This is a genomic window from Spirosoma liriopis, assembly GCF_023196085.1.
Lineage (GTDB): Bacteria > Bacteroidota > Bacteroidia > Cytophagales > Spirosomataceae > Spirosoma > Spirosoma oryzicola.
This window is the reverse complement of the sequence record NZ_JALPRF010000006.1, coordinates 1-24,937: the sequence shown is the minus strand read 5'-3', so window position 1 is coordinate 24,937 and position 24,937 is coordinate 1. Positions and strand designations below refer to the sequence as shown.

At 49.6% G+C, this 24,937-nt stretch carries 18 protein-coding genes; 10 read left to right on the top strand and 8 right to left on the bottom strand.

Annotated features, from left to right (window positions below; translation table 11 throughout):
• Window positions 1-354 precede the first annotated feature (354 nt).
• Together M0L20_RS24435 and M0L20_RS24430 are read right to left on the bottom strand one after the other, a co-directional pair.
• Window positions 355-693 (bottom strand): hypothetical protein, encoded by a 339-nt coding sequence (locus tag M0L20_RS24435; RefSeq protein WP_248479701.1) that lies wholly within the window; start codon window positions 691-693, stop codon window positions 355-357.
• A 206-nt stretch (window positions 694-899) separates the two neighbouring features.
• Window positions 900-1,520: a hypothetical protein gene (locus tag M0L20_RS24430; protein ID WP_248479700.1), complete on the bottom strand. Its 621-nt coding sequence runs from the start codon at window positions 1,518-1,520 to the stop codon at window positions 900-902.
• Between the two features lie 324 nt (window positions 1,521-1,844).
• Here M0L20_RS24430 and M0L20_RS24425 point away from each other — a divergent pair, with 324 nt between their 5' ends.
• Entirely contained in the window at window positions 1,845-2,630 is a 786-nt protein-coding gene (locus M0L20_RS24425; protein ID WP_248479699.1) for an SDR family oxidoreductase, read from the top strand.
• 267 nt (window positions 2,631-2,897) lie between these two features.
• On the opposite strand, the gene M0L20_RS24420 is transcribed toward M0L20_RS24425, so the two are convergent.
• From M0L20_RS24420 to M0L20_RS24400, 5 genes are all read right to left on the bottom strand, one after another.
• On the bottom strand, window positions 2,898-3,296 hold the full coding sequence (locus tag M0L20_RS24420; RefSeq protein WP_248479698.1) for a GlcG/HbpS family heme-binding protein: 399 nt from the start codon (window positions 3,294-3,296) through the stop codon (window positions 2,898-2,900).
• Between the two features lie 426 nt (window positions 3,297-3,722).
• On the bottom strand, window positions 3,723-4,325 hold the full coding sequence (locus M0L20_RS24415) for a MarR family winged helix-turn-helix transcriptional regulator (RefSeq protein ID WP_248479697.1): 603 nt from the start codon (window positions 4,323-4,325) through the stop codon (window positions 3,723-3,725).
• Complete coding sequence (locus M0L20_RS24410) at window positions 4,326-4,592, bottom strand: hypothetical protein (protein ID WP_248479696.1); 267 nt, start codon at window positions 4,590-4,592, stop codon at window positions 4,326-4,328.
• 101 nt (window positions 4,593-4,693) lie between these two features.
• A complete protein-coding gene (locus M0L20_RS24405) occupies window positions 4,694-5,461 on the bottom strand; it encodes a hypothetical protein (protein WP_248479694.1) in 768 nt (255 codons plus the stop codon).
• A 44-nt stretch (window positions 5,462-5,505) separates the two neighbouring features.
• Window positions 5,506-5,766, bottom strand: a complete 261-nt coding sequence (locus M0L20_RS24400) for a DUF2024 family protein (protein WP_248479693.1) — start codon at window positions 5,764-5,766, stop codon at window positions 5,506-5,508.
• A 792-nt stretch (window positions 5,767-6,558) separates the two neighbouring features.
• On the opposite strand from M0L20_RS24400, the gene M0L20_RS24395 reads away from it, so the two are divergent.
• The 9 genes from M0L20_RS24395 (at window position 6,559) to soxC (ending at window position 18,354) form a co-directional block, all read left to right on the top strand.
• Complete coding sequence (locus M0L20_RS24395) at window positions 6,559-6,810, top strand: hypothetical protein (protein WP_248479692.1); 252 nt, start codon at window positions 6,559-6,561, stop codon at window positions 6,808-6,810.
• Window positions 6,811-6,944: 134 nt separating this feature from the next.
• On the top strand, window positions 6,945-7,094 hold the full coding sequence (locus tag M0L20_RS24390) for a hypothetical protein (RefSeq protein WP_248479691.1): 150 nt from the start codon (window positions 6,945-6,947) through the stop codon (window positions 7,092-7,094).
• A 286-nt stretch (window positions 7,095-7,380) separates the two neighbouring features.
• Window positions 7,381-10,569, top strand: coding sequence for a SusC/RagA family TonB-linked outer membrane protein (locus M0L20_RS24385; RefSeq protein ID WP_248479690.1), 3,189 nt, complete (start codon window positions 7,381-7,383; stop codon window positions 10,567-10,569).
• Window positions 10,570-10,590: 21 nt separating this feature from the next.
• Window positions 10,591-12,060 carry a RagB/SusD family nutrient uptake outer membrane protein gene (locus M0L20_RS24380; protein WP_248479689.1) on the top strand — a complete coding sequence of 490 codons (1,470 nt, stop codon included), beginning with the start codon at window positions 10,591-10,593 and terminating at the stop codon, window positions 12,058-12,060.
• Window positions 12,061-12,143: 83 nt separating this feature from the next.
• Entirely contained in the window at window positions 12,144-13,871 is a 1,728-nt protein-coding gene (locus M0L20_RS24375; RefSeq protein WP_248479688.1) for an amidohydrolase, read from the top strand.
• A 51-nt stretch (window positions 13,872-13,922) separates the two neighbouring features.
• Window positions 13,923-15,089, top strand: coding sequence for an LLM class flavin-dependent oxidoreductase (locus M0L20_RS24370; RefSeq protein ID WP_248479687.1), 1,167 nt, complete (start codon window positions 13,923-13,925; stop codon window positions 15,087-15,089).
• Window positions 15,086-16,534: an APC family permease gene (locus M0L20_RS24365; RefSeq protein ID WP_248479686.1), complete on the top strand. Its 1,449-nt coding sequence runs from the start codon at window positions 15,086-15,088 to the stop codon at window positions 16,532-16,534. Before M0L20_RS24370 ends, M0L20_RS24365 begins: the two co-directional genes overlap by 4 nt.
• Window positions 16,515-17,111: a c-type cytochrome gene (locus M0L20_RS24360; RefSeq protein WP_248479685.1), complete on the top strand. Its 597-nt coding sequence runs from the start codon at window positions 16,515-16,517 to the stop codon at window positions 17,109-17,111. The genes M0L20_RS24365 and M0L20_RS24360 overlap by 20 nt, the downstream gene beginning before the upstream one ends.
• A gap of 1 nt (window position 17,112) precedes the next feature.
• Entirely contained in the window at window positions 17,113-18,354 is a 1,242-nt protein-coding gene (gene soxC, locus M0L20_RS24355; protein WP_248479684.1) for a sulfite dehydrogenase, read from the top strand.
• A gap of 148 nt (window positions 18,355-18,502) precedes the next feature.
• On the opposite strand, the gene M0L20_RS24350 is transcribed toward soxC, so the two are convergent.
• Window positions 18,503-24,937, bottom strand: a 6,435-nt coding sequence (locus tag M0L20_RS24350; RefSeq protein WP_262924012.1) for an ExeM/NucH family extracellular endonuclease, incomplete at its 5' end; no start/stop codon positions are given.

Below are 24,937 nucleotides of genomic sequence, written 5' to 3'. Positions count from 1 at the left end.
TCCTGTGGACGATTTGAATAAGGCTGTTAATTCAAGCAATTGTAAGTAGCCGGTAATCACATATATTCATTTGTCCCTTCTGGTTGATCGTTTATATTTGCTTTGTCTTGTGAAGTTGTGTAACCTTCATAGGGTGTGAAAATGTCAAAAGCGGACTGATCTTGTCAGTCCGCTTTTTTAAGTGAAGATAGTCAGCACCATCCAATTGGGCACTGACTAATTTTATGTGTGGTTGCTCGATTGTCCGGTCCGGCCATTTGATTCGTCAAATTTGGCGGTGGTGTCAGTTATTTTAGCCGATATCACCGCCAAAGGTTAAGTTTTCAGACCTGAGTGCGTATCCTATTCGTCAGCCTACTGGCTATTGGATTTAGAAGAAGAGCCACTTCCCTTCTTATTAGTAGATTGCCCTCCTTGTCTGGACCCTGTCTGTGATGATGCGTTCGGTGATGAACCTTTCACTGGGATGTTTGACCTAGTGGCCCCAGCCTTGCTTTGCTGTTCAGCCTCTTTGTTGTACGGAACTCCTTTTCCTAGATTCTGGCTTGAGTTCGCTTTACGGGCATTATTCTGGGGCGAGGAACCCTGCTGTCCGGTATTGCCTTCTAGTGCTCCTCCCGTTTTCGTTTGAGCTTGGCCATGCATCCACACGCCTAACACAATCCCTGCTGTTACCATTATTGTCTTTTTCATACGTCGAGATCATTATTTGATACACCTGTAAATCATCAAAATACTAACTAAAACAAGTAGTCAGCCTGTCATTTAAAGATTAATAAGTAAGCAAATGGTCATGATTTGTAAGATTCATCAGACACGCCAAAACGGAAAAAACAGGAAATCCATATGTTTAAATCCGATCCGTTTCGGATAAGTCAGTCGCCTGAGTGGGTCAACGGCTACGGCTCTACTAGATAATCGGTTAGTTTTTTCCACTGTGTTTCCTGAAACATCGCCCAACCACCAGCTGCAAGTAAGGTGTTGACTACCGACCGTTTTCCAGCGGTCTCTTCCGCATTATTGACCCGTTCATTTTGACCAATTTCGCAGGCTATCAGTCTAGTACCCTGCCGCTCCACCCGGAATGTACTGCTGGCTTCATCGGTAAAAAAGTGTTCAATCGGGGCTGTTGACTCTTCATGATGCTGAGGGCTTTCGCTGGGCACTACCGTAAATTCAGCGGCTGTATCGTCATTAGTTATCGCAACGACCCGGACCCAGTTATGCGGTAAAGGACCCGGTAGCTCAATGAGAATAAAGTGACCAACAACTAGCGAATCGTTGTTGTCGATACGATTTCCCCGTTGATCGTAGACCGTAAAAGTAGCCGATATTCCTGGTAGGTTCGACCAGCTATTGACAGCCAAAAGCTTTTCTCTAGCCTGGGTGAAAGCTTGCCGAGCCGTAGTTTCGTCAGGATAGGTAGCCTCACTTTGATAGCGTTTGTCCTTGGTCTGGTTGCCTTGCAGAGCCTCTACATCGTCTTTGATCGTCTCCACTATTTTTTTAATGATGCTCATTGGACCAAGTTTTAGAGGATACCAATTAGCCAACAGCTATTAGGAAGGCAACTAGCGTACTTTACATCTGCTGGCATTCTTGATTTAACCAGTTAACCACGCGCGTAGCTCAATCTGCAACGCAATAAGAAGCATCAATGAGCCAATGGCCACAGCTCATAGAGATGAATCAACTTTACCCATTGTTCGGGGATGAGCCGCTCAAATAGCCCTCGGAAAACAATTTACTCTAACGATCATGACCTTAAATTCATAACAAATCGCTCGCTCGACACTTTATCTAGAACAGGCTTTAGTATACATTCACAAACAACGACACAGCGTATGCAAGAATTAGAAGGTAAAGTTGCTCTGATTACGGGGGCCGGCTCAGGAATTGGTCAGGCCACTGCTTTATGCTTCGCTCAGCAAGGTGCTCGGGTTGCCGTACTGGACCTTTCCGATGACAACGTTAAACAGACTGTCGAGCAAATCACCCAAAAGGGTGGGCAGGCACTGGGTATTGTGGCTGATGTCTCTCAGGTTAGCGATATGCAACAGGCTATTGAGCAGATACAGCGGCAATGGGACCGACTCGACGTGGTTTTTGCCAATGCAGGGATTAATGGGGTTTGGGCACCGATCGACGAAATTGAGCCCGAGGAATGGGATCAAACAATTAATATCAATCTGCGCGGTACGTTCCTGACTGTCAAGTATGCACTTCCTCTGTTGAAAGTGGCAGGGGGCGCCATTCTAATAACGTCTTCGGTAAACGGCACACGAACCTTTAGCAATACGGGGGCAACGGCTTATTCCTGTTCTAAAGCTGCTCAGGTAGCCTTTGCCAAAATGACAGCGCTTGAACTGGCCAAGTACCGCATTCGGGTGAATGTGATTTGTCCCGGAGCGATTGACACCCACATTGATCAAAGCACCCAACAGCGCAATCTGGAACGCGAACAGGAGCCGGTGGTGTTTCCCGAAGGTAAGACTCCCCTGACCGATGGAGCGCCTGGTAACGCTGAGCAGGTGGCTCAACTAGCTTTATTCCTGGCTTCTGACCGGGCCAGCCACATTACGGGTACGCCTATCTGGATCGATGGGGCGGAGTCACTCATAAAAGCTTAATTCAATTTAAGCTTTATCATGCCCGGTAATTAACAGGCAAAATTCAAGGTGCTTGCTTGATTACACGTGGCTGGCGGTCTCTCCCATCCAGGCAGTAAGGAGTTGCTTTTTTAAATAAATAAGGCTCGTTCTTCACAACGCGGATGAACGAGCCACTAACTCCTTCGCATAATTATATACTTGATTAGTTTCTTTAGAGGGATTGAACAGCAAATTTTCTTTAGTTGGCTTCAACGTTTGTAATTAGAGCGATCAGGTTGGTTTCTGCTAAAGTGCATCCACACCTGCCTGAGCAACCAGATTATCGTTTTCTACCGTACTTCCTGATACGCCAATCGCTCCGATAATTTCCCCCTGGGCGTCTTTGATGGGTATTCCTCCGGGAAATGTTATTATACCGCCATTCGAATGCTCAATGTTATAGAGCGAACCGCCAGGCTGAGACAATTTACCGAGTTCACCGCTAGGCATGTCGAAATATCGGGACGTACGTGCTTTCCGCATGGCAATATCGGCTGATCCTAGCCAAGCACCGTCTATTCGAACGAACGCCATTAAGTTAGCTCCTGAATCGACAATGGCGATGTTCATTGGTACACCTATTTCTGCTGCTTTTGATTGGGCAGCTTCAATAGCTTGTTGAGCTTGCTGAAGGGTTACATACATAAGTAAAAAGATTAGTTGATCTTCTGCCCACACAGTGAAGTTAGCGATTAGACAAAAGATGTTGATCCATCAAATTGAGAGAAATCAGAAGACTAGTGACAATGACTAGCTAGTAATCTCGACTGTTTAGTTATTGCCTACAAACCTTGTTGCCGGTACCCCAAACCCTTCTAAGTTGAAATTATAGCTAATAGATTCCTCGTTTTGACGGCATAGCTGCACTGAATAACGTGGTTCCCTAACTTTTTGGTATTATCATCAAGTTACGGCTTTTGTACAGGACGATACGGGATATCCCGAAACTAACCTCGATTAGATCGGCCTGTTGGCTTGGCTGGGGTAGTAGGAACAGTAGGTTTGAAACAAAGAAGTTAACCCACGAAATCCGTTTCTATTCGTATTATTTTCAATAAATAGCTTACCGCTTTAGGCATGCGTGTGTTCGGGACAGTCTAATCGGAGCAGGTCTGCCTCCAAGGGAATTTTAAGTAAGCCACAGTAATGAATTTGCCCATCGTACTGGTAGTGTACACACGTTTTGCACATTCGCTGGACAGCAATCAGGCCGTGCTGGTGCAGCCCGTAAATGAGTGTAAACAAGCTTTCATAAAGCACCGTCTTCTGCCTCCCATCCATTTTACCAATCAACTGGCTAATTCCATTGGCAAAACTACCCGTCTGTTCGACAATTTCCTGACCGGCGGTAGTTAACTGCAAACTATGGCTACGGCTGTCGAAAGGATCCACAACGCGTACCAATAATTCTTTTTGAACCAGCACCTTCACCGCATCACTGATGGTCGGTTTTGTCAAGTTAAACTCCTCTGCCAGATACCCTATGCGACACTTGGCTGGTTCGTGAAAGGCAAGAAACAGCAACACTTGTATTTGAATTGGACTTAAGCCGGTCATGCGGCTTTGCTGCCAGAGCAATGTCCGAAATACCTCACCAATCCGCTCTAGCCCCGCCACAATTTTGGCGTCAACCGAGCTATTTTGTTGGTTTACGTTAAATATGGAATCATTCATTCAAGTATCACAAGTTTCACAATAAGGCGCGTAGCCCTCAAAATTTGGCGCAAATTGTCCTCCGGCGCTGACCAGCTTAGATAAAGGAATTTGCTCTCCTGAAGAAAGACCAACCATCTGACTGGTTCCCTTCCCGCCAACATGCACAATAAGTGCATTCAACGTAATCAGTTCGTGAAACTCGGTAAAATATTGGACTTTTACATACTGCCGATGTTCAACAAGAGCGGTCAGATAGTCACTAAAAGATAACAAAGACGTTTCCATACAAATTAAGCTAAGTCAGTAAGCTGTTATTACATCTGCCTTATTCAAAAAACGATCCGAATGGGGCAATTGGTTATTGACCCCATTCGGCATTGATCGTTCTACTTTTTTTCTACGGTATACGGTAACGACAAACTGCCTGATAACACTCCATATACAGCGTAAACTCCCAGCATAGGCTTATCAGCCGTTTCATGATGAGCCCCTGCTTCGCCGTGCGCGGGATGATGCATCTGCAAATAGCACGTAACGGCGTCAAAGCGGAAATCTGAGCGGTGATTGATCCGGTACGCTGGAATAGCCACCCGAATGGTTTGACCGGCAGTGACGACACCGTAACCTGGCGAATCGAAATAGAGTGGTACGCCCGGCGCTGTTTTGGGCAGCACTACCGCTTTGTCATCTCGGCGAAAAGCTTTTACACTCAATCCTCCAGGCACCCGCTTGTCTTCCTGCAAGACTACCCAGTGAGGATGCCAAACGATCCCGTCGTTGTCAAAGTTGCCGTCGTTATTTTCGTCCCAAAGTGGGGTATCATCCATGTCCGGATGCGAGGTAAGAGCCAGCGCTACAATGCCCTCGGTGGGTGAGAAACCGACATCCTGCGCTTTGAGTGTTGTCGGGAACACATAGGCCAGTACCGGAGCCCCTTGGGTACCCCCCACTGGCTTCGGTGTCGTACGACCAGCCTGACCGCTTACCTGCATACTCATAACGACCATATCCAGATCAGACTGGTAAACAGCCTTCGCCGACGTCAGCTTAAAGTCGGCATTATTATAAGAAGCTCCCGGCTGTTGTGTTTGGGCCAGCGTTGTACCTGACCAGGCGATCAGCATTAGTAGCAATACTATTCGTGAATGGTTCATAATTTTTGTGCATTGGTTAATGGATAAAAAGGGATCTAGCCGGGTTAGCAGCCCTGCATTTCAATGATGTGAAATCCCTGATGGACAATGCTGGTCTGCACCATCTCGTCGGCTTCTTCTATGTGACAGAAGCGGCATTCTTTAGCAGCCAGGGGTTGCCCGGCTTGTCCTTTCGTCGCCAGGTAGGTCTGCCCATACTCATGAATCGTTGCTTCACTCGTCAACGTAGATGGCACCAGAATGTCGAAGTGCATAATTGACCCGTCTGTACGGGTAACGTAAGTATCAAAAACGGAAACTTGCATGATTGGTAGGAATTAGCGTTGATTTATAATCTTCGTGATTGGTGTGAGAGCAGCTTCGGTTAGTGCTGCCCTATCCAGATCAGCCAGTGCTTTACTAGCTGGTCGTACTGGTGCGGTGATTGGCGGCTTCTGTTGGAGTATGCTTTTACTAGTTGTGTTTTCTTTGTCATCGTCAAAACGTTAACTGTTCGACACAAATTTAATTAGGATTCCTAACTATATTGAAAATGACTATATCTTCTTTTTCAATGCATGATTGATAAAATCTATTTATTAGTTAAGCTCGGTATAACAATGGCTAGAAGAGGCAACTGTTTTTCACCGTTTGATTTGAAATAAGAAGATGCACCAGGATGCCTAGTCTTTGTGACTACGGATTCGACCGCAATATACTGATCATCACTATAACTACTCTAAAGCTTATTAGCCAATCCCTTTTGAGCTATTAAAAACTAAATTGATCTATTTCAACGATACTCCTGGTTCTCGATAGACTTTAACATAACTATCTGATTATCATTTTTATAACATTTATTTGCAAAACTAAATTTACGTGTTCACCTTTGCCTATTCATCAACGCGCATTGCTTTGACAATGCTATTAGTGATCACAGATTGATTACCAGCTAATCATCAGTCATCAGCACATTACTTTTCTTAACTCATGAACACAGTGCACTAAAGATAAGGTTTTCAAGTAGTGATTTTTAACCTATATAATCAATAGATAATATAAAGTAATAAACCTTATTTTCTAGCGGATCTACGTTTAAGCAAACCTAATTACAGACAATGATACAAGTGACTTATCATATCTCTGGCTTCGACCGACTCAATTTTGTCAGCGACATTACCAGTAGCGTTCCGCAGGATGAGTCCGTCTTTATCCGAACGCTCAACTTCGAGGCAGACGGCGTTTTAGCGAATGGTATCCTCACGATTCAAGTGCAGCAGAAAACGCAGCCCATCAGCAACCTGGCTCAGCGTTTTTATGCGGTTCCGGGCGTCATTAGTCTGAGCGAGTCCACAGAACAAGTGCAATAACAACATAGATAGACCTACGGCAATAGGTCTTCTAGACGTGAACCCAGAACAGCGGCAACTGTTCCGGTCAACTTCATACGGCTCTGGTAAACGAAGCGTCGGACCGGCCTCTTTTCACATAACCAAACAATACAATGCAAAAACGTTTATTAGCAGACGTACTTTTTCTGCCTTTCCCCCAGAATTTACCGCTCCAGTTAATGGTATCTGGCAATCGAGATACCACTGATCATCGCGTCACCGATCCGGCTAGTCTACCCGTGAAATCAACCTGTATTGGATAAGGTCCGCTTCGGCTGGAGTGAAACCCAGGGACTATTCCCGTGTGGCGACAAATTTTTAGCGCCAGACATTTTGAATAATCCCAACTCGCTGGTCTGACCAAACTCCACTGCCTTCGTTTGCAACTTTCTTGTACGCTGGAATTGCTGCGTCTATACGCCCCGAAGATCGCTATTGTAGTCGTCGATAGAATTGATAAAAATCCATCGCAAGAGAGGGCATGCTGGCTAGTGACCAATGAATGCTGCGGTTTGCTGTAGCGCTTCTCGTGCATATACCCATCATCACATGAATAAATCTACTCCACAAGTTTTATCTACATTCATCGTCCACATCGCTTTGTTGCTGATACTCTTTTCCACGCAGGTAATAGCCCAAAATCGGCTCCTCACCGGATCAGTTTCCAGCAAAGATGATGGTAAACCGCTTCCTGGTGCAAACATCATTGTTCAGGGAAGCAACATTGGTGCGCAAACCGATGCAGACGGAAGATTTTCGCTTCAAATACCACGGAACGCGACAAAACTGGTGGTTTCATCCATCGGCTTTCTTAATCAGGAAATTTCTATTACCAACGCGGCTACGCTGGCAATCACGCTGTCGGCAGATACCCGTCAACTGAGTGAAGTGATCGTAACGGGCTACTCCAGCGAGAGTCGAAAAGCGTTTACGGGTTCAGCAGCTAAAATCAACGCGACTCAATTAGAAAATCGACCCGCCCAAAGTCTTGATCAGTTGCTGGGCGGACAGGCGGCAGGGGTCAATATTGTTCAGCCGAGCAGCGCCCTCAACAACACGCCTGTTTTCCGAATTCGAGGCATAAATTCCATTACGTCCTCGGTGTATCCACTTTTTATCGTTGATGGCGTTACGGTTTTTACTGGCTCCGCAGGCGGTTCGGTAGGGAACAATCCCTTGTCGGACATAAATCCGTCGGATATCGAAACGATTGATATTCTCAAAGATGCTTCTGCCACGGCGATTTACGGCTCACGAGCGGCCAATGGAGTCGTTGTAATCACGACGAAAAAAGGAAAAAAAGGGCGTACCAAAGTAAGCTATGATGGGTGGGTGAGTTTTAGCAAGCCTTTCAATCTACCAAAATTGTTAGCACCAGCGGACTACGTTGCGATAAAAAACGAAGCGCGGGTAAACGCCGGCCTATCTCCTGGTTTTGTGTTGGGTAAAAATGCCGACGGTAGTGGAATCGGGACTAACTGGTATGATGTAGCGTATCAGACGGGTGTTTCCCAAAATCACACCATCAGCATTTCGGGTGCCAATGACGCGACCAGTTATTTTCTGTCGCTTAATCATTCCGATCAGAACGGTATTCTCCGCACGAACACGTTCAAGCGCGATGCCGCCCGTGTCAACCTGGAACACACACTGACAAAAGGGATTCGAATCGGTACGAATCTTACATACAGTAAGTCCAGCAACGCGGGTCCTAACTCGGGAGCGATTGGGCCTAACTCCATTGCGTCATCGTCGGGGAATAGTGTCAATACACAGTACATCGGCTTGCAGCCACTTGCCCGGATGACGTATATTCTTCCGCCCAATGTCCCTGTCTACAATGCCAACGGTACGTACAATATCAACACGGCGAATGGTAATATCGGATACGGCCCGAACAGCTCGGCACTCGGTGTTTTTAACGCGTATAACCTGCAAACCATTTTAGATCTGGACAAAAACACATCCGATAACAATACGCTGATCGGCAGCGTGTTTGCAGAAATTGAACTACTAAAGGATCTGAAACTAAAGACCGTTTACGGCCTCGACAACTATGTGGTCGAAAACAAGGAATTCAGAAATCCGTACAGTGGAGATGGCTTCTCGACGAATGGTGTAGCGTCCAATTCCAACACGACTTATTACCGCTCTAACTGGACAAACACGCTTTCTTACAGCACAACCTTTCGGGAAGACCATAACTTGCGAGTACTGATTGGGCATGAAGAAATCTACCGCAAAGTGGATGGATGGGGGGCTACACGAACCGGTCTGGCCGATCCGTTCTACACCAATTATCAGGGCGGTTTCACGACGATTACGCCAGCCGCAACTGTCTACGCTGAAAATGGAATACGTTCTTTTTTCAGCAACGTGAACTACGATTACAAGCGCAAATACCTGTTTAGTTTCAACTTCCGTCGGGATGGGCTGTCCGCGTTGGCAGCGGGTAATAAATGGGGGAATTTTGGCGGAGGTTCCGTGGGCTGGAACCTGTCGGAAGAATTCTTTTACAAGCAAGCATCCCTTTCTCGGATACTGAACGATGTCAAAATCCGGGCCAGCTACGGTATTGTCGGCAACAGCAGCCTAAACGATTACGCAGCGCTGTCGCAGTTTAGCTCCGGCACCTACGCGGGGGTAGCCAGCCTGTTTTTCGGGCAAGCGGGTAACCCGGAGTTGCAGTGGGAAACAAGCAAAAAAATAGACATTGGCTTAAACCTGGGGCTTTGGAATAACCGCGTTACGCTGGAAGCGGATTACTACAAAAATACCATCGACGGGTTGATCCTAAACGCTCCTCAACCCTCTTCCAAAGGGATTCCTGGTAACTCGATTGCCGCCAACGTGGGATCGCTGTATAATCAGGGAATCGAGTTGGGGATCTCCGCTACCCTGCTTAACAAAGGAAAACTTGGTTGGAACGCCAATGTCAACATTGCCACTCTCGAAAACAAGGTTACTTCCTTGGGTACCGGGGGCGACATCTACCCGACGAACCTGAGCACCTTTGGTATTCAGAACATTACGCGGGTTGGTTATTCTGTTGGCTCCATTTTCGCCGTACCGACTGCGGGGATCAACCCTGCCAACGGCAACAAGCTGTATATCAATCGGAACAACGAGACGGTTCAGTACAATGCTGTTACTAAAAGCTTCTCGTATCTAGACGGTGGCCCCGCGCCGGTCATTGACAACTACGCAGACGGACGGATTCAAGGTCCATCCTTACCGACGTATTACGGGGGCTTCAATAACAACCTGACGTACGGTCCGTTCGATTTGACCATTGGCCTTATTTTCTCAGGCGGCAACAAACTATACAACGGGACCCGGGCTACGTTATCTGATCAGCGGTATTTCAACAACGGCACCTTTATCCTGAATCGCTGGACTACGCCCGGCCAGGTAACCGACATTCCGAAACTGGTTTGGGGGGACAGCTTCACGGGCGGCTTCTCATCAGCCAACGCTACAAACGTTGAAGATGGCTCGTTTATCAAGCTCAAAAATGTTGCGCTGGGCTACCGTGTTCCCGTCGAACGCCTTGGTATTAACAAGGTCATTTCGTCGGCGCGGGCTTACGTTCAGGCGGCCAACGTGTTCACCATGACAAAATACACCGGCTCCGATCCCGAAGTATCCATCAACGGTAACTCGATCAATTCAGGCAAAGACCAGAATGTTCCGGTCAACGCATCTGTCTATACTGTTGGCGTAAACATTGGCTTCTAAATCCGTAACACACTTATTGTCATGCTACTCCACAAAAAATTTACCCGCATTTTCAGTCAGTCCTTAACTGTATCGGCTCTTTCGGTACTGCTGTTTTCTGCCTGCCGCAAAGACATTCTCGATGCGGTTCCCGTGACCAGCATATCCAACGAATCGGCCTACAGTACGCCCGCTAAAATTCTGGCCCAGGTCAACGGCATCTATGCCCAGTTCGGCAGTGCATCGTATTACGGAGGTCGGTTCATTGTTTTCAACGAACAGCGCGGCAATGAATTCAGCCAAAACGACGGAAATAACTCCACGGGAGCCAACGTCTGGAATCAGTCCATCTCAGCTTCAGGGGATTTTGTTAATGCGGTCTGGACCGCTGCGTACCGGACCATCAACTCCTCGAATCTGCTGATTGAAACGTTAGCTACGTCAACCGTTGTCCCAGATTCAGTCCGCAAAGGGTACATTGCCGAAGCCAAATTTTTACGGGCTTTTAGTTATCTGAGCCTAGTACAAACCTACGCTAAACCGTTTGCGCAGAATAGCACCAGTCCGGCTTTACCACTGCGTTTGAAAGCCGAAACCTCAAGCAACAACAATGACTTGGCGTTCAGTAGTGTAGCGGACATCTACGGACAAATTATCAAAGACTTGAACGAGGCCGAAGCCGATTTGCCAACCGCGTATTCAACGGCGATTTTAAACGCGTCCAGGGCACACAAAGCGTCGGCTATTGCACTAAAAACCCGAGCCTACTTGATCAAAGGCGATTATGCAGGTGTCGTGACGGAAGCAGCTAAATTAGTGTCTGCGTCAACTCCGTTTCAATATTCCGCTGGAACGGTGACGCATCGGTTAGAGACTAATGTAGCAACAATATTTGGCGGCTCTTATCTGGGTAACGAAGCAATCTTCTCCATTCCGTTTGTCAATCCAGCGGAAGCGCCTGACCTACAAAGCGCACTGGCGGCCAACTACCTGACGCCGGTTATTTATCTGAATCCAACGGGTATTGTGTCTGACCCGGTTTTTTCGTCAGCTACGTCGGCAGATGCCCGAAAAAACTTGCTTGCTACAAACGCAACGGGGCAAAAGCTACTGAAAAAGTTTTCTAAAAATTCCGCGCCCTATACGGACTTTATTCCTGTGATCCGCTACGCCGAAGTACTGCTCAACTACGCGGAGGCCGCAGCGCAAACGGGCGATCTGAACAAGGCAACCGCCCTACTTAGAGCCGTTCGTAATCGATCCGACGCAGGTTTTACATTTACAACGGGGATCGGATCGAAAGACGAGTTGGTCAGCACCGTACTGAACGAACGCCGGATCGAATTACTGGGAGAAGGCTTCCGAACCTCCGATCTGCTCCGACGTGTACAACCGCTTCCTGCCAAGACGGGCAATGCTGGTTCAGCTCCGGAAGTAGCGCCAACGGCTGGCAATTACGTATGGGCGATCCCCAGTGGTGAACTCGCTTACAACACATTAGCGCCCCGCTGATCAGACGCAATCATTACGCCAATTTTTTATCATCTGCCTAGCTGCACCGGCCAGTGGCCTGACCAAATACTCCATTCAATCCTATGAAACGTACAACGTTTATTCCACTTTTCCTTGCTCTTCCTTTGCTGACGTTAGGCAAAGGTCCCGGTGATGGATCAAAACCCGCCAAAGAAAGCGCGGATAAGATTTTTGTCAATGGTACCATCATTACCGTTGATGCAAAAAATTCGACGGCGCAGGCGGTAGCCGTAAAAGCCGGAAAAGTCCTGGCGGTTGGTTCCATTCGTGATATCAACAAACTCAGAGATGCGGGTACAGTCGTCGTTGACCTCGGCGGTAAAACCGTTATTCCGGGCTTTATCGATGGTCACAGTCATTTTATGAGTCTTGAATGGACACAAACGGCCAATGTAGCAGCCCCACCTGTAGGTACGGTTAAAACCATCGCCGATATTGTTAGCGAGCTAAAAAAATACAAAGCCGAAAAAAACATTCCCGACGGGGCATGGATTCGGGGATTTGGCTATGATGTGGACCAACTAGCCGAGAAACGTCACCCAATCAAAGAAGATTTAGACGGAGCTTTTCCCAACAACCCGGTTGTCATTACGCACGTGTCCGGGCATATGTCGGTCGCCAATTCGGCTGCGTTGAAAGCGTCGGGTATCGATAGCACCACCAAAGATCCTGCCGGGGGAATTATTGTTCGGAAAGACGGCTCCAATGAACCGGCGGGCTTGCTCCAGGAGAAGGCGCAGTATAGTGTTCGCCTGAAAAACGCCAACGCAACGCCTTCGTTGGATGATCAGTTAAAGGTTCTTCACGATCAGCAGCTTTACTACGCCAGTCAGGGAATTACGACTGCCCAGGATGGCAGCACAAGTTTCGAATCGCTGCAACTGCTCAAGCAAGCTGCGAATAAAGGAAAGTTGTTTATCGATATTGAAACGTTACCCTCCTACGGTATTATCGATAAAGTGTTAGGCAACCCTGATTTCACGTACGGCACGTTGACAAACCACTTAAAACTTAATGGCTTCAAGTTTATGTCCGATGGGTCGCCCCAGGGCAAAACAGCCTTTTTTGGCCAACCGTATTTAACCAAAGTACCGGGCTGTGACGCGGAAGTCTGCCGGGGCTTTCCCGTAACGTCGCAGGGGCAGTTTAACGAAGCTGTGCTAAAGGGTTTTAAAAACAACATTCAAACGTACGTCCACTGCAACGGCGATGCCGCCATCGACATGTACATCGAAGCGGTTGAAAACGCCAACCGGGTGTTAGGAACTACCAGCACCAACCGTCGCCCTGTAGTAATTCATTCGCAGTTTGTTCGGCCCGACCAGCTCGATAAGTACAAGCAGTTGGGCATGTTGCCCGCCTGCTTCACCAACCACACGTTTTTCTGGGGCGATGTTCACGTACAGAATCTGGGCGAAAAACGCGCTTTCTTTTCGAGTCCACTGAAAACGGCGCTTAAAAAAGGGATCATTGCGACGAACCATACCGATTTCCCCGTAACGCCGGTCAACCAACTGTTTTTGTTGTGGTCATCTGTCAACCGGCAATCGCGCTCGGGACGAACGATTGGCCCCGACGAGCGATTGACGCCCATCGAAGGCTTACGAGCCGTAACGATCAACGGAGCGTATGAATATTTCGAAGAAAAAACCAAAGGCTCGATTGAACCCGGCAAGCTGGCCGATCTCGTGGTTCTTTCCGATAATCCGCTAACCATCGACCCGCTGAAAATCAAAGACATTGTGGTGTTGGAGACAATCAAGGAAGGAAGCACGATTTACAAGCGATAACTCCGGCGATACGCGTCGCTCATTCATGACTTTGTTAACCTGCAAGTAAAAATGACCTTAGCAAAAATTACCACGGTACCTATTCGTACTACGCAACGTGTGGCGGAAGTAGCCTGGTTTGACGATATCATTGGGGGAGATACTGAGTATCTGGGTGTGCTGGACAACACCCGCCGAAGCAGCTTTTCCCATTGCAAAGACATCGCGCTGGAAGCCGAGAAGCTAGGCTTCAGTACCATTTTATTTCCGACTGCCTACACCGTCGGGCAAGATCCGCTAACTTTTGCCGCCGGTATTGCTCCGCTGACCAGTGCTATAAATTTATTGGTAGCCATCCGTACCGGCGAGTTTCATCCACCCATGCTGGCTCGGGCACTGGCTTCGCTTGACCACATGCTCAACGGACGATTGATCTTAAATATTATCAATTCCGACCTTCCTGGTTTGCGCGAAGATCCAGTTCTTCGGTACCAGCGGTGCGCCGAAACCATCGAAATCCTGAAACAGGCCTGGACAAAGGATCGGATCAACCATCGGGGTAAATTATACCAGTTCGATTTACCCGCTGATCCCGTAAAACCTTACCAGCAGAACGGTGGACCACTGCTTTATTTTGGTGGCACCTCCGATGGCTCACGCGATGTGTGCGCGCGGTATTGCGATGTTTTTCTGACCTGGCCCGAGTCAGAAGAAAGTATGTACGCAACGCTTCAGGACATGACAGCACGGGCAGCCCGCTACGGTCGAAAAATTGATTTCGGTTTACGTATTCACGTCATCGTTCGGGAAACGGAAGCCGAAGCGCGGGCGTATGCCCGACGCCTGATGTCAAAATTTGACGAACAGCGAGGAGCCGAAATACGGGCGCGGGGCGAAGATTCCCGGTCACTGGGCGTGCTCCGACAGGATCAGTTGCGCGAAACCGCCAACACCGATGGTTACGTTGAAGACATTCTCTGGACCCACATCGGAAAGGTGTTTTCGGGTTGCGGGGGCGGTTTGGTTGGGAGTGCTGATCAGGTCGTTGCCAAGCTTAACCGGTACATCGATATGGGGTTTCGCTCGTTTATTTTCTCGGGTTTTCCGCTTCTTGAGGAGGCTAACTACTTCGCCAAACTGGTCCTCCCCCGCCTGCCGAATGTATCGATGCCTGCCTTACAGGGCCGCATTATGGCAAACGCCCCTATTACCCCACTGACAACGGCTGAACTGGTATGACAACAACGACCCTTGAAAAAGAGCCTGTGGTGATGAAACGGGAAATCGGTCTGCTCGACGCGACGCTACTCGCAGCAGGCGGCATGATCGGTTCCGGAATCTTTATCGTCAGTGCCGATGTCATACGGAACGTTGGTTCGGCGGGATGGCTTATTGCCGTATGGATCATTGGGGGTTTCATGACCCTCATAGCAGCCGTTAGCTACGGCGAACTTAGCGGTATATATCCCAAGGCAGGAGGCCAGTACGTATACCTCAAAGAAGCGTATAATCCGCTGATTGCTTTCCTGTACGGCTGGAGCTTATTTGCTGTTATTCAGACGGGAACCATTGCTGCGGTAGGCGTTTCGTTCTTTAAGTTCCTGGCTTATTTTGTACCCGCTATTAGTGAAGACGTTGTTTTGTTCTCGCTCGGACAATTTCATATTTCGCCTGCCCAGCTTCTGGCGATTGGGGTAATTTTTTTGCTGACCTATATCAATACCAAAGGTGTAAAAGGTGGAAAAATCATCCAGACAACGTTTACCGCCACCAAAGTACTGAGCATTATTGGTTTAATTGGATTTGGGCTGTTCTATCTAAAACCAGATGTCTGGGCAAGCAACTGGACCAATGCCTGGCACTTACAACGGCTCGGGCGTGATGGCTCGGTTGATATGTATCTGGGCCTCCCAGCCCTTGGTGGCGCTATCGCGGCTGCCCTGACCGGTACCGTGGTTAGTTATGATGCCTGGAACAATGTGACGTTCGTAGCGGGTGAAATCAAAAATCCACGCCGAAATATTGGCCTGAGTTTACTGCTGGGCACATTGTTGGTCACTGTACTGTACGTATCGCTCAACGTCATGTTTACGGCTGTGTTACCACTGTCCGACATTGCCGGTGCCGAAAAAGACCGGGTGGGTATTACGGCGGCCCAGGCGATTTTTGGTCAGGCCGGTACTGCTGTCATCGCTATCACCATCCTGATTGCTACGTTTGGCTGTAACAATGGCCTGATTCTGGCCGGAGCGAGGGTGTATTACAGCATGGCTAAAGACGGTTTATTCTTTCAGAAAACGGCTCACCTGAACAAACACGCTGTTCCCGAATTCGCCTTATGGATTCAGGCTACTGTCGCTTCATTATTGTGTTTGAGTGGTCGCTACGGCGATTTGCTGGATATGATCTCGTTTGTTGTCGTCTTGTTCTACATTCTGACGATCTGGGGAATATTTATACTGCGCCGGAAACAACCCCACATCGAACGGTCGTACAAAGCGTTTGGCTACCCAGTATTGCCGGCGCTATACATTCTGATGGGTAGCTTATTCTGTGGCCTACTGATCATTTACAAACCAACCTATACCTGGCCGGGGCTTCTCATTGCGCTTCTTGGCGTGCCAATCTATTATTGGTTGGTCAGGCAAAATCACGTAGAAATTAATGAACGTACATCCTTATAGTATCTGGCTGGCAGGCGTCTTCGCGCTGCTGACTTTAGACAGTTGTTTTCAGGTAAACGGGCAAGACCATCTCTCCCATCCGGTCGTCATTACTGATACACTACCGACTCGCTTTGGCATCGGGCGACTAGCCACAGCAGCCGAAATTGCACGGCTTGATATCGATGTGCGTCCTGACGGAAAAGGCTTACCCGCCGGACAAGGAAATTCCACCACGGGCAAACAAATTTTCGCCACTAAATGCGCAGCCTGTCACGGAACCGGGGGCGTAGGGGGTCCAAATGGCTCACTGGTCACGTCGACCAATCCGGACAGAAAACGACCCGAGAAAACCATCGGAAATTATTGGCCGTATGCCACAACCGTATTTGATTACATCCGTAGGGCGATGCCATTTAGCCAGCCGGGTTCGCTCACCAACGAAGAGGTTTACCACCTGACAGCCTATTTACTACAGGCGAATGGCATTATCGACGAAAAAGCCGTCATCAACGCGCAAACGCTTCCTCGTGTAGTCATGCCCGCTCAGAAGCTGTTCGTCCCCGACAACCGCAAAGGTGGGCCAGAAATAAAGTAAAATGAAGAAAAGCACAAGTCAACTGGAACAGCTTACGGGCCGCCTGTCACGGCGGGCTATGCTTGGAGGGGCGGCTACGGCAGCGGTAGCCCTCGTTCAAACAGCATCCGGCAAAACACTTCAGCAAGGCATTGCCGTAAGCGAGCTACTCCCCGACGCTCCGACAAAACAAATCGGCACGCTAGCCGGAGAAGTAGGCACACGGTCTACATTTGAAAAAGTCGTTAAGAAGCCGTCGGATATTTCTTCCCGGTCGCCGTTACAAGATTTCTACGGCATTATCACGCCATCGGATCTGCATTTTGAGCGGCACCACGCGGGAGTTCCGGTAATCGACCCGGCCAAACACGAACTTCTGATTCACGGGTTGGTCGATAAGCCACTGGTGTTTACTGTTGGCGACCTCAAACGTTTCCCCTCCGTTTCCCGCATCGCCTTTCTGGAATGCTCGGGAAATTTTCGTTCGGGTAAAGAAACGCTGAGTCCACAGGATATTTGCGGATTGACCAGCCAAAGCGAATGGACAGGCGTAAAACTTTCGACTCTGTTTCGGGAAGTCGGGGTAAAACCAAATGCCAGCTGGTTTCTGGCCGAAGGGTCCGATGCGGCCATTATGACCCGGAGTATTCCCGTAAAAAAAGGCTGGGACGATGCGATTGTGGCTTACGCGCAGAACGGCGAAGCGCTGCGCCCCGAACAGGGGTATCCCGTGCGATTGTTTTTACCCGGCTGGGAAGGGAATACATCCGTCAAATGGTTGCGTCGAATCGAGTTGTCCGACCAGCCGTTTATGACCCGCGAAGAAACCTCGAAGTACACGGAGCCGATCAAAGAAGGCAAGTACCGACAGTTTAGTTTTGACATCGACGCCCGCTCAATCATCACGTTTCCCGCTTATCCCAAAACGGTTGAAAAAGGCTGGATCGAAATACGGGGGATTGCGTGGAGCGGTCGCGGGAAGGTAGCACGGGTAGAAGTAAGTACGGATGCGGGTAAGTCGTGGCAACTGGCTGCGCTTCAGAAGCCAATACTGGACAAAGCCCATACGGCGTTTCGGTACGTTTGGCACTGGAACGGGACCGAAACAGAAATCCTTAGCCGAGTCACTGATGAAACAGGCTACGTACAGCCTACCCTGAAACAATTGATCGAAGCACGGGGTAACACCATCGGCTACCATTTTAACCCGATTACAGCCTGGCGAATTAAGCCGGACGGCACCGTGCTATTTAAACCAGAGTAAAATAGTCACGAGCGAATTTGAACCCGTTAAGCACGAAATTATTCCGATTGTAAGCATTATCTGACTGATCTTGGCGAATGCGTTAAAAAGCCGAAGCCCATACACAAGGTACGGGCTTCGGCTTTTTAACGCTTATTTACTCAAGTGGCTAGAACTTGATGAGCTTGACCTGTTTGCGTTGCGTTGGGGTGCTTACTTCTAGGAGTAATACACCCTGCCCATTGCTTACTGGTAGGCTAACCTTTTCCTTCGCTTTCACCGATTCAATAGCAACCTCATGCAGCGATTTACCCTGAAGATCGAACAACGTCAACCGGACCGGCTGACCTTCGGCACCACTTATCTCGATCTGTGCTTCGTTGCTTACAACTGGGTTGCCCAGCACGTTAACCTCCAGCTCGGCAATCGCTTCCTGAGCGGCCATACGAGAACTTACTGGTGGCTCCTGCCCGTAGACCAATTCGCCGTTTAAGTAAGCCGTGATACGAGCGTTCGGCGCGTAGTCGCGGTTGAGCATGTACGAGTAATCGTCACCCTGGTTAAAGCCTGAGTAGTCAGCCTTGTTTATGCTGCTCTGAATCTCCCCTGAGCTGCTGCGTGGTGCCAGGTTGCCAGCCCCCGCCGTAAAGCGATATTCGAGGTAGCCCGTTGCACCCTGACGAGGACTGCTTAGCGGCACATAGCGTACCTGAACGTTACCCGAACCCAGCTGCACATAGTTGTACTGGATGTTGAGCGGAGACGAATTTTCTACTGTCAACCAGTATCGTAATGTCAGCTGCTCGTAGGGAATGGTCCCATCGCCTTCGTTGCTCACTTGCACAAAAGGCTTGATGGTGTTGGTGTTCAACTGACCATTGTCGGGATCGCGTTGCAGAACAACAAGCTGGGTGTTGCTGGCTACCGGAGCCGGACTCACCGAGATATTGAAGCTGGTCGTCGACGAAAGATTACCTGGATCAGTAGCCGTAATGGTTACCCCAACAACACCGCTCGTACTTGGCGTGCCCGACAGGATGCGACTAGCCGCGTCGAAGCTCAGCCCATTCGCAGGATTCAGGTTAGCTATGTACGTTAGCTGGTTTGGCGTTTCTACATCCGTAAACGCATTCACCGTATACGAGAAGAAACGACCGACGATGGCTCCCTGATCGGTATTGTTACCCGGACTTGGCGCTGTGTTGGCCGGCGCTTGCATCACCGTTACGCTTACTGTTTTAGCGACGCTTTGAGCCGGTGAGGCAGCGTCAGTGACGGTAACGGTAAACGTTTGCACACCCGCCGTCAATCCTGAAACAGTAGCCGTACTGCCGTTAACCTGAATCGTCCCTGGTCCCTGGAAGCTGTAGCTGTAGGGCGCGTTGCCACCCGAAGCGTTGGCAGACAGAGTTGTCGAACCAGACGTCAGCAAGCTTGTCGGGTTGGCCGAAACCTCCAGACTAAGCGGAGTGGGTACAACAGGTCCCTGCCCTTGTGGTTCTTCTCCCCAGACGAGTGATCCATTCAGATAAGCCGTAATGCGGCTGTTTGGTGTATAATCACGGTTGAGTGCATACGAGTAGTCATCCCCCTGGAAGAAGGAGCTATAATCGGCCTTATTGATGTTAGTCTGGATGTCACCTGAATTGCTGCGCGGAGCGAGACTACCCGCAGCGGCATCAAAGCGGTATTCCAGATAACCGGTAGCGCCCTGGCGGGGCTGACTCAAAGCGACATAGCGTACATGAACGTTGTTAGCACCGAGTTGAACGTAGCTAAATTGAGCGTTGACCGGCGACGGGTTCTCCAAAGTCAACCAGTAACGCAAGGTAAGCTGGCTGTAGGTAATGGCGTTATCACCGTCGTTTCGAAGTTGCAGATACGGCTTAATAGTGTTGGTATTAAGCTGTCCGTTGTCGGGATCGCGCTGTAAGACTGCCAATTGCACGGTAGGTAGCACATCGACAGGACTCACCGTGATGGTAAAGCTAGTACCTACGGTCAGACTCCCTGGATCAGTAGCGGTTACCGTAACCGAATTGACGCCACTAACAGAAGGTACACCACTGATGGTAGCCGGAGCCGTAAAGCTTAGTCCAGCAGGTAAGCCGCTTACTGACAGCGTTAGTTGGTCTGGCGTCTCGGTATCGGTGAATACGCCCGTCAGCGAAAGGGTGTAGTTCTGGCCAACGGTTGCACTTTGCGGGGCAATTGCCTTGGCTACGGTTGGTGCGGTGTTGGGAGCCGTACCTAACGTGACGATGTCCGAACGGAACTTTTTGAAGTTGTTCTGCGCGAGGTCTTTCGCAATCGTACCGTTGTTGTAAAAAACGGCGTCACCATTATCGACCAGCAATTGAATCTGGCTCGTACTGGTCAACGGGCTGGGCACCTCGACAATCGACTCAAAACTACCGTTTGCATTCAACGACGATAAGTCAGCGGAACGTAGTAAGGGCGCATCAGCAGGGTTCCCCGTCCAGGTGTACAACCGGAAATCGTTGGGAGCCGCTCCGGCATCACCAGCAGGTCCGGCAATAATAACGTATTCGTTGTTGCTGTTTTTACGAATTTCCCGAATACCCCGGCCCCCCAGATCAACTTCTAGCGGAGCGCCAAAAGTAGCGCTACCCTGTGTGCCTCCGTTACCCGTTGGCAGCGTCGTGAAGTTAGTAACAGCTACGATCAGCGCTTTTTTCCGATCCGTCGGCGGCACCTGAGGAGCCCGGAACGAAACATAAGCCGTTGCGTTATCAGGAGCCAGTTCGACACCTTCGATGTTAAAACCAGTTGGCTGTTTTGACCCGACACCTGCGGTTGCGCTGGCCGCTAGTCCGTAAAAGTTAGCGCCTTTACCGTGTCCGTTATTGACATCCCAGGCAATGATATCATTACGCAGGTAATCGTACCGACCTACGTAGCTTAGCGTTGTTGCCGCACCACTGCCAGTTACATCCGTAGCAAATACCCGATTTCGGTTAGGCCGGTTGTCTCCACCATCGGCGTTACTTTCTGAACCCATCCAGAAAATGCGGTTACCCAGACGAGTAGACGCTTCCAGATCGACTTCACGCGGTACACCACCCGATACATCCGTAAGCCCCAGCGACGACGTAAAGTCAAACCCAGCAATGGGTAATCCTGAGTTCTGCCGGTTGTAAAGTCGAAGCACCTGATTCTCATCATCGGCAACCAGCATTGTATTGGCATCCACCAAAATTGCCGTCGACGCGTCACTCGTTCCGGTATGGAAACGGGTAGTAGCTGGCGTTACAGAAGCAGCAGAAGCGGCATAATTAATGACGTACGAAGCGTTATTAGTACCGTCACTGACAGTTACCGTTACTACAGCAATGCCGACTCCGGTTGGTACCAGTTTCAAATTACGGGCGGCATTTGAGCCAGTAAAGGTGAGCGTTGACACCACAGAAGGATTGTTACTGCTGGCGGTTACAGTCAGATTGGCAACGGGTGTATCCGTATCGGCCAGCGTGAAATCAACACCGAGCGTAGCTGCCGGATCGGTTGGGTCATTGATGACACCGCTAACGTAACCCGGACCCGCAGCGGGCAGATTCAGATACGGTGTTGTCGAAGCCGCTACCCGAATTGTCGGAACCGCCGTTGTCGGATTGTCATTGTCGGTAATGGTTACGCTAACCGGATTGGTAGCTATGCCATTGTAAGCTGGATCGGTGCTGCTTGTGCTGTGCAGGATCTGAGCCGTGTGCGTACCTTCCACCTGATTATCGTCAACCGCCGTTACCGTTACGGTCTGGATCACGCTATAAGAAGCAGGAGTAAACGTAAGCGTAGTCGGATTAACCGTCAATTGAGTCCCCGGATTGATCGTCACCGTAACGTCGCTAGTCGGCTGACTGTTGAACGCAATGGTATACGTGTCCGTAGCCCCGCCTTCTGCTACCGCCGTCGTTCCCGAAGATTCGACAACGAGCACCCGGTTGAGAGGGATATAATACCCACCCGGATTGCCCAAGTTACCCGTAGTTGCTACGTATGCGTTCTGCGCGTCGCCCACTACAGAAAGTTTGTAAGCAGCAGCGCGGTTCTGTCCCAGATTGGCCCGATCTACCCAGCCACTTACATCAGCAGTCCGCACCGAACCAGTGATCGTCTGATCATTAAACGTAAGTCGATCAATCAACGCACCGGTTGCATCATAGATGTTTATTTCATCACTACGACCCAGGTTCTGGTTACTGCCCCCAATCACCTTTACCGAAGCGGGTAAATACCAGGCTGTGCGAAAAATGGCTTGGTCTGCTTCGGTGAAAACAACAGACTCACCCGGTTGCACCACACCAAATCCACTCAGCGAGAACGATCCCGCCGTGCGCGAGTTATCGTCATAGCTCCAGCCAGTCATGTCAACAGCCTTGTTTCCAACGTTGGTCAACTCAACGTATTCGCCCGGCGTTCCGTTGTACATGTACTCGGTAATGCGAATACGTCCTTCGGCGGCAGCATTGATCGACAGCGAGAAGGTTGCACTAGCGGTGTTACTAGCCGGATCGGTAGCCGTTATTGTGAGAGTCGATACGCCTGTTACAGTCGGTGTTCCGCTAATGATGCGCGTTGTCGGATCAAATGATAGCGAAGCAGGTAGTCCACTTGCTGCGTACGTAAGCGTCTGATTTTCTGGGTCCGTAAACGCAGGCACCGTAAAGGTAAATGCCGTACCAACCGTTGCCGTCTGATTGGCGATGGTTGAGGCAATCGGCGCTTGATCGGGATTTGATACCGTAACGCTGGCTGTCGCCACAGCGCTCTGACTGGTCGGTGACGTTGCATCACGAACAACAACCGTAAAGGTTTGAACACCTGCCGATAGCCCTGACACCGATGCGGTATTACCAGTCGATGTGATTTGGCCCGGTCCGCTAAAGCTGTACGTGTATGGCGCTGATCCGCCCGATACGGTTGCCGACAGGCTGGTTGTACTGGTTGTCAGCAGTGTTGTTGGATTTGCCGACAAGGTTACCGCCAACGGTGCCGATGGGGGTGATAACGACAAGCCAATGATAACCGGATCGTGATCCGACGTACGGAACTGATCGGCATTGTACAGCGAGCTAACCTGATTTGTCGTCTTAAACTCGACGTTGTAATCCAGTATATTGGGCTCGTCCGAGTTGATGTGCCACTTCTCCGCACCACTCACTTGTGACAACAGACTGGCACTACCCAACGCGTGATCCAGCGAACCGACCTGCCCGTCGAACACATACGAGTATGAGGTATTCGGTAACAGATTGGTGTAGCCACGACTGGCAAGCGTTGTCAATGGATCTTCCTGAGCGTACGCATTCAAATCACCCAGGATCATATAGTCAGGATCGGTAGTACCCGTTGGGCGTGTGGCCAGCCAGGTAGCCAGATCCTGCGCCTGCCGGGTACGCGTACCGTTTGATTGCCCTTGTCCATCGCCCGCATCCGAATCACCCGATCCGCCAGAGCTGGACCCTTTTGATTTAAAGTGGTTCGCAACAGCGGTAAAGATGCCACCCGTTGCGTTTTCGCGGAACGTTTGCGCAAGTGGGAAGCGGCCTACGGTATTGAATGCTGAACTGCTTGTCAGCGTTGCCGCAGCACCGACCGGCGTAACCTTAGCCGGCTTATAAATCATCGCTACCGTGATTTCATCGCTGGAAATGCTGGTATTCGGGTTGATGAACGCGTACGTACCAGCACCGGCAACCGCATTTACGCCGTTCACCAAATCCTGAATGGCGCTGTTCGCTCCGTAACCGTCATTTTCCAATTCGTTCAACGCGAATACGTCAACGCCCGATTGGACAATCGCCTGGATCGTCTTGTTTCGCTGCCGGGCAAATTCAGTCTGTGAATCAGCTCCGCGAGATGTAGGGAAACCGCCACCTTGTCCGTTGCCATTGAAGTAATTCAGCAAATTGAAACTACCTACTTTCAGCGAACCACCTACAACTGGCGATGTGTTTGGCCGCGGATTAGTTGCCAGAAAGTTGACACCTGTTGTTGTCTGAAGCCGGTAGCCTTCCAGCCGCTCATCCAAAACGGCAACGATATTGGTTACTTCATCGCCACCCCGTAATGTGTTTGACGCACTCAATATGTTACCTCCGCGACCAAAAATAATGGGGTCTGGATTCTGTGCCGTGCTACCGTCATCGAGAATAATCCGGCGTTTTGCAATCTCACCAAGATACGCCGAGTACCCGCTAACACTGGGCGCATTAAACTGTGTATACTGATCCAGCCGCGCGTCTGTTCCTGGGTTATTGCTCGAACCCGTGGCTGACAGAACGACCTGCCCGTAGCGACCTAATTGAAAATATTCCGTTACGGTTAAATTACCGTTAGCGGCTTTGGCGTTCACGAGCATCCCTTCGTAACGTTCCAGATCAGAAACATTGGCGACCGGAAATACCACATCGGTAACGGTGGGTAATGTTGCCGCTCCGAGGTTAAGTACATTCGTTAGATTGGTTAATTGCGTCAGGCTACTGCTGTTGCCATTACTGGAACTGGTGAATTCAGCTACCGTACCTGTGATGCGTACTTTGTCGCCAACGGTTCCGGTAAAGAGTCCAGCTGGATCATACAC